9 protein-coding genes and 1 pseudogene are annotated in these 11843 nt (G+C 34.0%); all 10 read left to right on the forward strand.

From position 1 onward, the window contains the following. Position 1: 1 nt before the first annotated feature. The 10 genes and pseudogenes from MN200_RS03890 (at position 2) to MN200_RS03935 (ending at position 11843) form a co-directional block, all read left to right on the forward strand. Complete coding sequence (locus tag MN200_RS03890) at positions 2 to 172, forward strand: hypothetical protein (protein ID WP_162788938.1); 171 nt, start codon at positions 2 to 4, stop codon at positions 170 to 172. A 45-nt stretch (positions 173 to 217) separates the two neighbouring features. Next, a complete protein-coding gene (locus MN200_RS03895) occupies positions 218 to 472 on the forward strand; it encodes a hypothetical protein (RefSeq protein ID WP_114392422.1) in 255 nt (84 codons plus the stop codon). A gap of 166 nt (positions 473 to 638) precedes the next feature. Then, positions 639 to 1712 (forward strand): chemotaxis protein, encoded by a 1074-nt coding sequence (locus MN200_RS03900; RefSeq protein ID WP_114392420.1) that lies wholly within the window; start codon positions 639 to 641, stop codon positions 1710 to 1712. A gap of 69 nt (positions 1713 to 1781) precedes the next feature. Next, entirely contained in the window at positions 1782 to 3410 is a 1629-nt protein-coding gene (locus tag MN200_RS03905) for a DNA repair protein (protein ID WP_114392418.1), read from the forward strand. 56 nt (positions 3411 to 3466) lie between these two features. Then, entirely contained in the window at positions 3467 to 3667 is a 201-nt protein-coding gene (locus MN200_RS03910; RefSeq protein ID WP_347565866.1) for a YkgJ family cysteine cluster protein, read from the forward strand. A gap of 338 nt (positions 3668 to 4005) precedes the next feature. Continuing rightward, entirely contained in the window at positions 4006 to 5925 is a 1920-nt protein-coding gene (locus tag MN200_RS03915; RefSeq protein WP_114392416.1) for a DUF262 domain-containing protein, read from the forward strand. Then, on the forward strand, positions 5922 to 8291 hold the full coding sequence (locus MN200_RS03920; protein ID WP_242760097.1) for a DUF262 domain-containing protein: 2370 nt from the start codon (positions 5922 to 5924) through the stop codon (positions 8289 to 8291). The genes MN200_RS03915 and MN200_RS03920 overlap by 4 nt, the downstream gene beginning before the upstream one ends. Positions 8292 to 8367: 76 nt before the next feature. Continuing rightward, positions 8368 to 8657: pseudogene (locus tag MN200_RS03925) on the forward strand (IS3 family transposase); the annotation flags it as partial. A gap of 102 nt (positions 8658 to 8759) precedes the next feature. Further along, positions 8760 to 10916: a hypothetical protein gene (locus MN200_RS03930; protein WP_114392410.1), complete on the forward strand. Its 2157-nt coding sequence runs from the start codon at positions 8760 to 8762 to the stop codon at positions 10914 to 10916. Between the two features lie 18 nt (positions 10917 to 10934). Then, positions 10935 to 11843, forward strand: coding sequence for a hypothetical protein (locus MN200_RS03935; RefSeq protein ID WP_114392408.1), 909 nt, complete (start codon positions 10935 to 10937; stop codon positions 11841 to 11843).

Genomic DNA, 11843 nt, shown 5'->3' on the forward strand with positions numbered 1-11843 from the left:
AATGAATAATAGAGATAGGGATAAGGCCGCTGGTCAAGCTGCAGCTTTATGGAAATCTGGTAATCCGGTTGGACGTATTTTAGCTACAATAATTTTATTGTTTCTTGGTCCTTTAGGGTGGCTTGCAATAGTTGTAATGTGGGGAATTCATTTTCTTGACAAGAAAAATTAATGTAATTTTTATCAAATTTAATGTGTAAAAAAGCGAGGGTATAAAATGAGTTTTTGGAATAAAGTGGGACAAGTAGCAAAAGTAGCAGGAGAATATGCAGCTAAAGAAGCTAAAACTCAGTATGAAGGAGCAAAAGAAAGATCTGCTCAATATGCGGAAGAAATGCCTGATCTCAGTGATCGTCAACTAGCTAAAATTTGCCTTACAGAAGCTCAGCGTTCACCTATTAAAGCGGTAGCAGCTCGAAAAGAGTTAAGAAATAGAGGTTATGAAACTATGGAAGATATTAAAAGTATTTAAATTTGTTTGAGATTTTTATCTTTTTTAGAGTAGGTAATCATTTATTAATTTGAACTCATTTATGAGAATTTAAAAGTTAATTAAGTTGCATAATCCTGCTCTAAAATAAATTCATATTTTTAGTCATTATTAAAAATAATTACTTAGTAGTAATTGAGAGGAAACCATGCCATTACCATTAATTTTAATTGGGGCTGCCGTTGCAGCGACAGCGGTTGGAGCTAAAAAAGCTTATGATGGTCATCAAGACAAAAGTCTTGCAGATGATATTATTGAACGCTCAAAAAATATTTATAAAAAGCATAAGGAAGCTCTTGACGAAGTAAATAATAAAACCAGTCAGTCATTAGAAAGCTTAGGCGAGTTAGAGCTCAAAATAGGTTCAGATTTTGATAAGTTTGATCGTTTAGTAGAAGAAATTTTAAAAAATAATAATTTTCAAAAATATAGCGATACAAAAATTCAAATTCCCCAGCATAAATTAAATCAAATAAAGGAAGTTGCTATTACAGCAACTGACTATTTGAAAACTGTTGTTGGTGGTGGTGTTTCGGGAGCAGCAGCGGGATTTGCTGTATACGGTGGCGTTATGGCTCTTGGAGCCGCATCTACAGGGACATCTATAGCATCTTTATCTGGTGTCGCTGCATATAATGCTACTATGGCGGCTATTGGTGGTGGTTCATTAGCTGCTGGCGGTTGGGGAATGGCTGGTGGTGCTATGGTGCTAGGAGGCGCAGTTGTTGCTCCTGTATTAGCTGTAGCTGGTATTGCTTATGCGATTCATGGTTCTAAAGCGCTAGATAAAGCAAGAGATATCCGTTACGAAGTTGACCAAGCTGTTACAAAAATGGAGATTGCACAAGAGCAGTTATTGCGAGTCCAATCTTATGCAGACCGAATTTATAATGAATTAACTAAAATATATAGCGTCTTCAATTTGTATTTTGAAAAGCTAAAAGAGATTAATCAAATACTAAAAGAGGGTAATCAGGAAAAAATACATAGCATTTCGGAAGAGACGATTACATGCATTGAAAATGGTACAAGTTTAGCTGCAATTATGGCAAAAATGATTTCTACGCCGCTATTCAAGGTAAAACAAGATAATAAAGGTAAGCCTATTTTAGACAAAGATGGTAATGCAGAAATTCTTGTAGACGAGCATGGTATGCAAGTACTTGATCATCAAGGTCTTGAGAAAGTTTTAAAAGAAACCCATGAAGGTTTTAAGCGTTAATAACATAATTTTAAAGTATGAAGGACTCCTCCTGTCAACACAGGAGGAGTTCTTATATTAGGAACAGATATGTCATCAAAAACATTTGATTGGTCAGATGAAATTAACCAAGTTGTCACTAAAAGTTTAGTGACTACCTTTGGTCTTGATTTTTTATTATTTGAAGATAAAAAAGGTGGAGATGTTGATACGATTCAAAATGTCAGACAAGACATATGGGCAACAGAAGCGGAAAAGATAAAGTATGAAAATCGTGAAAAATATGCTTCGGCTGCTTATCATCAACATCATAATTATATTCAGAAAGGGCGGAATGATAAACAAGCGCAAGAAAATGGGACTTTGAAAGATAAATATCGTAAAGATAAAAATCTATCAAAAGGCCAAAACCGTGATTTGGATCATATTATTTCGGCGCATGAGATTCATAATGATGCTGGAAGAATGCTAGCTGGACTGGATGGAGTAGCATTAGCTAATCAAGACTCAAATTTATCGTCAACGGCTAGCAGTATAAATAGAACTAAAAAACAGCATTCTGTTGATAAATTTTTAAATAATTTACCCGAAACAATTAATAATCGTGAAATTGAATTAAGTAAGTTAAATCAGAAGCTTCATGGAATGCCACAATCTACACCTCAAGAACGGCATGAGTTTCAGCAAGTTCAAGATAAAATTAGAAAAAAACAGCAATCATTGGATGAGCTTAAACAAGTTGATAGTGAATCCATGAAAAAAGTTGATGAAAAGGCAAGAGCTGAAACTGAGAAGCAGATAAATAGTTATTATCAAAGTACTAAGTTTTTTAAGGCAAGCTTAACATCAGCGGGGATTGCTGGTTTAAAAATGGGTTTAAGGGAGACATTAGGACTTATACTTGCTGAAATTTGGTTTGAAATAAAAGCGGTAATTCCTTCTATATACGTGAAGTATAAAACAGTTGAATTTAGAATTAAAAACTTTTTAGATGATTTAAAAGATACGGTTTTAAATATTATTGAACGTGTAAAGCAGCGGTTTAAGGATGTAGTTTCTAGTTTTCGGGATGCAACAATTTCAGGTGTTTTTGCAAGTCTTTCTACAACGGTATTAAATATTTTTCTTACAACAACAAAGTTTTGGGGGAAAATTATAAGAGAGACCTGGTTAAATTTGATCAAAGTCATGAAGATGGCATTCTTTAATCCAGAGAACTTATCGACTGGTGAGTTAACTAAAGCCACTTTTAAAATTCTTTCAGCAAGTATTGGCATAATCGTAGGTATGCTTATGCATGAAGGTTTAGCTGCTCTTAACTCAATGCCTTTAGGAAATTTAGTTGTTGACTTCGCTAGCGCTTTGACAAGTGGTATTGTAATTTTGGCTTTAAATTATTTCATTGAACAAAGTGAAATAATGCAGAATTTTTGGGCTTATTTAGATCGAATTAAAACTAAATATGAAAAAGTCTTAGATAATTTCAAAGAAATTAATAAAGAGTTAGATCACTATATTCTCGAATTGACTCAATTAGAGTTTGGATTAAATATTGATGAAATCTCAAAATTTACAGAACAACTTACAAACTCTAGCTCTGAGTTGGAACGTAATATACTTTTAAAGCAAGAAATAGAGAAACAGGAAATCAAACTTCCATTTGAAATGGGAAATGCTGAAAGTACGCAAAATTGGTTATTAGGATTGGTTAGAAATTGATAGCTTTTCCATGTACTCAGTGTGGAGCCTGTTGTAGGCACGTTAATTTATCAGAATTGACAAAGTTTTTAGATCGTGGTGATGGTATTTGCTATCACCATGATCTGAATTCCCATTTATGTAAAATTTACGAAAATCGTCCAGAAGTATGTCGAGTAGATATCTATTATGAACAACACTTTAAACAAAAAATTTCTTGGGAACAGTTTGTACATCTTAATTTGATCGCTTGTAAGCAGTTGGACCAGCTAGAGTGATTGATCGAATATACTGTTAAAAGCCTGAGACCATTTGATAAGGTTTAAACCCTTCTAGTACTGCATCTGAAGTCATTTAAATAGAAACTTCAGTTTTGCCATGGCCTGCTCTCAGTAGCCTAGACATGAGATAAATTCATTTTGAAGCTGCCTCAAATGCTTCGAGCATAGTTTTTCCATGCAAACATTCAATGTAAGGTTATAGAAAATAGAATTTCAAGAAGATCTACTGTAGAGCATTTAATACCTTTTTTATATACGAGGCACGTGTGGTTACGGTAAGTCCTATCAATAGGCTATGAAAAATTAATCTTTTAGAATATCTATGAGGAGGGCAAATGATGAATACAGAACAGTTACTTATACAAATTAAAAATTTACTCCATGAAAATCCTGATTTAACTGAGATCGCTGAAACTTCATTAATCGGTATTATCGAGAATCTAAAGACAAGAGAAAATAGCCTGGAACTTCAAGCTATTTCAAAGTTGGAAGGACGTAATTTTTTTGTCGATAGTTATCAGCGTGGTTATAAGTGGAAACCACAACAAGTTGAAGCTCTACTGAATGACATTGATGAATTTGAGCCAGAAAATGAGAATGAATTTTATTGTTTACAACCTGTCGTGGTTAAACGCAAACCTGTACAGCACGAAGGTAAAGAAAGCGTTTTTTGGGAGTTGATTGATGGTCAGCAACGCATGACCACTATTTTCATCATTCTTAGTTATTTATTAAATAAACCCTTTTTCACTTTGCGTTATGAAACGCGGACAGAGAGTTCACAATTCTTAAATGACATGGTTCAACTGAATCATATTGAACAAGCACCCGAATTAAGCCATATCGATAACCACTATTTCTATCAAGCTTATAAAACCGCTCAGGATTGGTTTAAAACGAAGTCACAAGAAGAAAGAGATATATGGCGTGATAAGCTGCTCCACAAAACTAAAGTCATTTGGTACATGGTACTCAATAATCACAAAAAGGACAGCCAACAGCATTCGATTGAAATATTTACTCGACTCAATCAGGGGAAAATTGCTCTTACGGATGCAGAGCTGATAAAAGCGCTTTTTCTACAGAGTGTAATGAAAGCTTATCATCATCCAGAGATTGCCAAACAAAAACAATTTGAAATGGCTAGCCAATGGGACTTAATTGAACAGACACTGCAGGATGATGAATTTTGGGCATTTTTAAGCCCGCATAAAGGAACCAATAAACATACCCGTATTGAGCTAATCTTTGATTTGCTGGCGGAAGAAAGTAAAGACAAACAGCAATTAAATCATAAGACATTTCTCTATTTTGCGAATCAACTCAAAAATGCATCGAGTTGCCAAATAGAAGAGCAGTGGACAAAAGTGCTGCAGGGTTTTCATCGTTTAGCGGAGTGGTTTAAAGAGGATCAACTGTATCATTTGATTGGCTTTATCATTGGGCAGAAAATTAAGACCATTAACGTACTCTGGCAGGAGTCCCAAAAAGCGAAACGAGATCAATTTGTTCAAATCTTAAAATCACATATTCAGAGAGATTATCTTGAACGATTATTTAAGGGGAATAAAGATAGTACACGGTTAGATTTTACCAAAGTGGATTATCTTTCATCTAGTCAAAGACCAAGAATTATTGGTTTGCTGATGCTATTTAATATTTATATTAATGAGAAACATAAAACCAGGTTTTCTTTTAGAGCCTATAACAATTGTCAGTGGGATATTGAGCATATTCATGCACAACAAAGCTTGGATCTACCAAGTGATGCACAAAGGGAAATCTGGCTAAATGAGCAAAAAGCCATTATAGAGGCTGTACCGGAGTCTTATAAAGGATTGTTGGATACCAAACTGATTGTTTATCAGCAAGCTTTAGCTGTAGAGCTAGCCGATACAGAATCACTTAAAAAAGAATATCTTGACGAGCTTTCCAAAATTGTTGGTGACGTTAAAGAAGCAATTCAAACACTCGACAATTTATGCCTATTGCCAGCATCGGTGAACCGATCCATCGGAAATCAGATATTCCTGACTAAACGGCAACGTATTGTGGATTTTGAAAATAAAGGCAAGTTTGAGAAAGAACATCAGGGAAAATTTATTCCTTTAGCTACGCAACAGGTCTTTTCAAAATATTTTAGTGATGATGTCAGCCAAATGTACAAATGGGATGAGATCGACCGCAGCAATTATAAAGCCCAATGGTTGGAATGTTTCAAAGGATATGGTTTAGATTTGGGGAGTAAAGCATGAGCAGTCAATATACATTCTGGCGTCTAGTGGAAGAATTTAAAATTATCGTACCGATCATTCAGCGAGATTATGCGCAAGGCCGCAAGGATGATCTTAAGATTGCACAAATCAGAAAAACTTTTATCCAGCATTTATTGGAAAAGATAAATCAAAATAGTCATAAATCTGATTTGGACTTCGTTTACGGTTCTGTTGTCGATGAGCAGTTAAAACTTCTGGACGGTCAGCAGCGATTAACAACCTTGTTTTTGCTGCATTGGTATTTAGGCTGGAAATCTGAGGTGATTCTAGATAAAACAATACAAGACAAACTATTGCGATTTAGCTATGAGACTCGTACAAGTTCAAGAGACTTTATAAAAAGTTTGATTGAGCAAGCACCCAATTTAAAGTGTATTCGGAATCATGACCACGCGAAGAAACTGTCGGAACGGATTGAGAATGAAGCGTGGTATTTTTCGATTTGGAAAAAAGACCCGACTGTACAATCTATATTGGAAATGCTGGACGAAATAGATTTGCAATTCCACGCTAAAGAGCAGAATTCACACTCCTATAATGCAGCAGAAATGTGGGACAACTTGGTCACACATCAGGTATTGACATTTTACTTTTTGCGTATGGATGACTTTGCATTAACAGATGAGCTCTATATCAAAATGAATGCGCGTGGTGTGCAATTAACAGAGTTTGAAAATTTTAAAGCTTGGCTACAAGGCTATACTGAAGATGAAATTGATGCTCAGGACAGAAAAGATTTTTTCTCTAAATTGGATCGGGAATGGACTGATTTTTTATGGAATTTGAAATGCAAATTTGAGGATTCTAAGGAAAAGAATGAAGCATTTGATTTCGATTCAATGTTTATGCAAGTTTTTAAATCAGTATTGCTATGTCATTTTTACAGAAATGAAGACATTGACCATAAGAATAAACAGCAGTCTGAACAATCATCAGATCCTACACATGAAACTGATGAAAAATCATTGTTGAGCCGATTAAGAAAGAACTTATTTGTATCAAGTGAAGAATATAAGAGAATTTTACAGGGTACTGATGGGCGCCTAAAAGAAATCCTGAAAAATGTTTCAAGATTATTTGACTTCTTAATTAATCATAAAGAAGATTTAGAGATTGAAACTATACTTAGGCAAGTGTTCAAGTCTGGTACAAGTTCATATTTAGATCAGGCTCACTTTGCTATTTTATACTTTTACGTTCAGCATATTGATCAATCCGAACAATTTAGTGACTGGTTTAACATTAGCGTAAGACTCGTAAATAATGCGAAGGGTTACTACAATGCTGAAAGTAATTTGATCAAAGTACTTCAGGGTTTAAATAGTTTAGCGGCCTCTATTGGTAAAGGGAAAGTGTTGGAAAAACTTGCGGCTTTACAAAAAGATTCGCAAGAATTTAAAACATTTGAAATAGCTTTTGATGACCATCATCTTGTACATGAAATTGAAAAATCAAAATTAATTTTGGAAGATGAAAAATGGAAGTCCTTATTTAAGCCTTACGAACAACATGACTATTTTTATGGACAAATTGATTTCTTAATTAAGTTTAGTAGACATGAAGATAGTCAAAAAGTCTGTCCAGAAACATTTAAAAACTATGCCGATAAAGCGTTTAGACTCTTTTCCAAAGAGTTTTTAGATGATGATCAATACCGTCTGCAACGAAGTTTATTGAGTTTTGATAATTATCTGGCCAAAGATGGAGCGAACAGAACTTTCTGTCGAGAAGTATATAGAACAGTACGTCATAGGAACGAAAATTGGCGTAAAGTCTTTGATAGTGCTAATAAACGAAAAATACTCCAGCGATTACTGGATGAGCTTCCTGCAGATTTTAATGTGGATAGTTTAGATGACATTATCGAAACCTACGGATTTCAAGTTGATGACTGGCGAATTTATTTTATCAAGCATCCTGAAGCGATTGGCTACTGTCAAAAATATCAAATCCGTTTGATCAACCATGATGAAATTTATTTACTGAGTTCTAGACAGATGAATGGTGCACATGCGGAGCTCAGAAGTTATGCCCTATATTTAGAGCTACAGCAACAAGGTATAGATAATAAAATAAATGATGCGAATGTGATTCTCGATTATGAATACGTTGCAAACAGTATTGATAAACCAGCTGTTTTACTCAAAAATTGGAACAATGGAACATTAAAAATTAAATTTTCTCAGGATCAATTTTTGGCTGAGTTTTATTGCCGAGATCAGCATGGCAATGAACAGTTATTGGAATTGAATCAGGATATTGATCCCTTCAGTTTTTTCAATAACGTTCAAAATGAGATAGTGAATTGGGTTAAAGTAAAAAATGCTGTAGAGGGAGCAGCGTAATAGTCAGTCAAATCTATTATCACTTTTTAAGGCTTTGTTGCACAAACCTATTCATGACGGCTTATTCAGCAATATAGTTTCCAAATGAATAAGCCCTATGGATATGGTTCTGGATGCATTTGAACAGGCAATTCATAGTTGTGGTATGCCTGAAAATGTGATTCATCATAGCGACAGAGGCTTACATTACTTGCCTATTCGTTGTACAAATCGATTAGACGCAGCCACTACCAGACATCAGTTGGTACAACGGGTGACTGATACGACAATCCATTGGCTGAGTCAGTGAGCGGCTTATTTAAATTGGAGATGATTGAATATTTGAAATCTGATTGCACTGGTTTAGCTGATGTTGAACTTGCTACGGCAATCCCTCCTAAAAATAAAATTCAATATAAGTATCTAAAAGATAATTTTTTTTAATAAATTGATGTATATTTTAAGATATATATATTTGTAAATGATTATATGCTTGCTATTGACGAACTAAAAAAAAGATGGTTGATTTTTAACCGTAATCGAAACAATCTAAGTATTGTAGAAATGATGCTTCTTTTCTCACAAAAAGAAATTTCAAATCAATGGGAACAATATGAAAAAGTAGGTTTATTGGAAGAATGCAAAATTTGGCATTTCCCTAATCCTGGAAACAATGCTGAAGCTTGTACCTTATTACATAATATTATTTTTTGTTTATTAGAAAATCAGCATCGAAGCCATATAGTTAATCAAATAAGTAAAAAAAATGGCTGGGCTGAACAATGGTGTTTACAGGCCTTAAAATACCATATTTTACAAATATATGAATATGAGTATATTGCTTCTATTCTTGAGGGACGTGGTTTTTTAAATGGTTCTGAAAAAATTCTCGATTCAATGGTGAGTGTTTATGAAAACACAAAACTTATTGATTATCTGATTAAAGCTCTTACACAAAATAAACTATACAGTAAAGCTATCTTCTATCAAAAAATAAATATTGAACGTACTAAACGCCATAAAATAGAACAGCATATGGAAGCTTTGGGAAGTTTTATATATCTTCTAATTCAAAGAGATGGACAATATTCTTATAATGTTAAAGATATAGAGCTGGCTCAAAGTTTAAACTATCAATACTCTTCCCATAACAATAGTCAGTATGAACAGTACCAAACTCTAATTAATGAAAAATTGACTCAATATAGTTTTAAATCACTTCCAAGTCGGAGTGCAACATCTCAATTATTGGGTGGTTTACAACGATTAAATTATAACACATCAAATAAATTTTTTGGAGGGAATGCTGAACTTCCTTATTATAACGATTTAGTGAGATCTGCTCCGCTAGGTCTCTCACCTGATGAGGTTAAGAAATATTTTAATGTTCATCATCATCTCAATGAGCGATTACATTATGTGCTAAATAAACAATTAAAAGTTAATGATAGTGTACTTCAAGCAGGAATCATCTCTGCTTTTAGTTTATGGAACTATTCTCAGATTCAACCGGAAGTATTACAAGCATTAGGATTTTCCTCAGCAGGTCATCCAACTAATTTTTTTGATTTGCAGGATAAGGCAAGTACTTTGAGTGATGGTGCACTTACACGCTTATCTGGTTATGTTGCTGAGCAGCAAGTGGCTGAACATTTAAAAGCTCAAGGTCATCATGTTGTGTTTCCTGAAAAAGCGAATCAAATGGGATATGACTTATTTGTAGATGGTCAACCAATGCAAGTGAAGTGCACTACTAGTGAAAGTTATATTCAACAACACTTAAACAATCATCCTGATATCCCAGTCATTATTAATAGTGAAATGGCAGAATATTTTAAAGATCATCCAAATGTCATTATTGATTATGATTTATCACATGAAACAGTACAGACGGTTCTAGCCGATTCTGTCACTCATTTAGATCAATTTGGTTCAATGCAAGAGAGTGTATTAACACCATTTCTTGCTCTGTTCGTATCGTCTAAACGCCATTATCATTTATATGAACATGGAGGTTACGAAGCTAAGGATGCAGCTTTACACACTATAGTTGATACTAGTGCAAAAGTTTCTGGAGTCTTGGCTGGTAAAAATATTGGTTTTTGGGGCGGTGCGATCATAGCAGGTCCTATAGGAGCTATGGTTGGTGGTGCTGTGGGTGCTTTTCTTGGGAATATCTTCGCTTCAGCACAATCAGATCAATTACTCAAACCTTATGTCGTAGCACAAGCAAAGAAAGTTTCGTATCAGTTGATTGAATTAGCTAAGCTTTTTTTAAAAGAAATTTTGCCGATACGGCACAAGTTGTATGAAGAAGATTTAAAGGCATATCATATACCCGCTTTAAATCATGAATACTCAAATAAGGATGAGGAAATTTTATTATTACATTTCCAATTCTTACATGAACAAAAATTAAATCGATTTAATGAGTTGGAATCTTATTTAAAGCAATTGATAAATCAGAGCTATGCTCATCAAGTACAAGCAGGTTGGATTTGTCTTGAAAATTCCAATCAGTTTTATCATCCTAAATTAAAAAAGCATTTACAGCTTTTAAATAAAGAACTCGAACTTTATCAATATTACGCTTTAAACCCAGAAATTACACCCCGAGATGGCTTAAAACTATCTCAATCTTTATGATGATAATAGGATCTTATTATGAACACTCAAGTTAATAATCCCTTATACCAACAATTTGTCGAACTTGTGAATACCACTTCTTCTGGGGTTATAGAGCAATGTGTGGAACCACTAAGTAAAACACTTTTTGAATCACAAAAAGAAATTAGTAAGATTCAGCAATATGCTCTTCAATTAGAACAACAATATGTTGATATGCAGAAAATTGTAGAGACGACAACTCATCATATTTTAGATCAGACTATTCATCCTGTGATGTTACAATTGACAGAACTTAGCCCTGAATTATCTCAAGCTGCTCAAGCTGTATCTGGTGCCCAACAAGTTGTAGAAAAATTGCAGCAACATTCCACTGAAATTAAAAATAAGCATGAATTATTAGATTCTGTAGCTGCAGAAGCAACACAAAAAATCTTAAATGATGTCATCAATCCTATTCAAAAGGATCTATTGAAAACATTACCAGCACTTGAAAAAGCTGCTGTTGTGGCAGTTCAACTAGAAAAATTTACACAAGGTCTAGATGGGTTAATAAAGCAGCTCAATCTTAGTAATCAACAGTACTCACAAGGATTGAATAAAACTGAGAATGAAATTAATCAAAAAATTTCACAAGCTGAAAAAAAATTAGACCAGTTACAACACTCATTAATTTTACAAATGGAGACCTTGCAAAGCCAATTAGAGCAAAAGGTTAATGCTAATGTGCAGACAGTCCAAGAGGCTCATAGTGCATTAAAGACAAATTCAATACAAAATGCAGCAAGCTTGATGACAAAAATGGAAACCTTTGGTGAACGCTTAGATACACGTGTAAATACACAATTAACTCAGCAAGAAAAAAAATTGGAAAAACGTTTAAATTTACAACAGAATTGTATTTGGGGGATCTTATTGTTATTAGCTTGCATTCTATTACTTAAATAA

The organism is Acinetobacter sp. LUNF3 (assembly GCF_022699605.1).
Classification (GTDB): domain Bacteria; phylum Pseudomonadota; class Gammaproteobacteria; order Pseudomonadales; family Moraxellaceae; genus Acinetobacter; species Acinetobacter johnsonii.

What these genes read in the sequence shown, in the direction of transcription:
- MN200_RS03890 (WP_162788938.1), top strand. Translation starts at nt 2, where the DNA reads ATGAATAATAGAGATAGGGATAAGGCCGCTGGTCAAGCTGCAGCTTTA.
- MN200_RS03895 (WP_114392422.1), top strand. Translation starts at nt 218, where the DNA reads ATGAGTTTTTGGAATAAAGTGGGACAAGTAGCAAAAGTAGCAGGAGAA.
- MN200_RS03900 (WP_114392420.1), top strand. Translation starts at nt 639, where the DNA reads ATGCCATTACCATTAATTTTAATTGGGGCTGCCGTTGCAGCGACAGCG.
- MN200_RS03905 (WP_114392418.1), top strand. Translation starts at nt 1,782, where the DNA reads ATGTCATCAAAAACATTTGATTGGTCAGATGAAATTAACCAAGTTGTC.
- MN200_RS03915 (WP_114392416.1), top strand. Translation starts at nt 4,006, where the DNA reads ATGATGAATACAGAACAGTTACTTATACAAATTAAAAATTTACTCCAT.
- MN200_RS03920 (WP_242760097.1), top strand. Translation starts at nt 5,922, where the DNA reads ATGAGCAGTCAATATACATTCTGGCGTCTAGTGGAAGAATTTAAAATT.
- MN200_RS03930 (WP_114392410.1), top strand. Translation starts at nt 8,760, where the DNA reads ATGCTTGCTATTGACGAACTAAAAAAAAGATGGTTGATTTTTAACCGT.
- MN200_RS03935 (WP_114392408.1), top strand. Translation starts at nt 10,935, where the DNA reads ATGAACACTCAAGTTAATAATCCCTTATACCAACAATTTGTCGAACTT.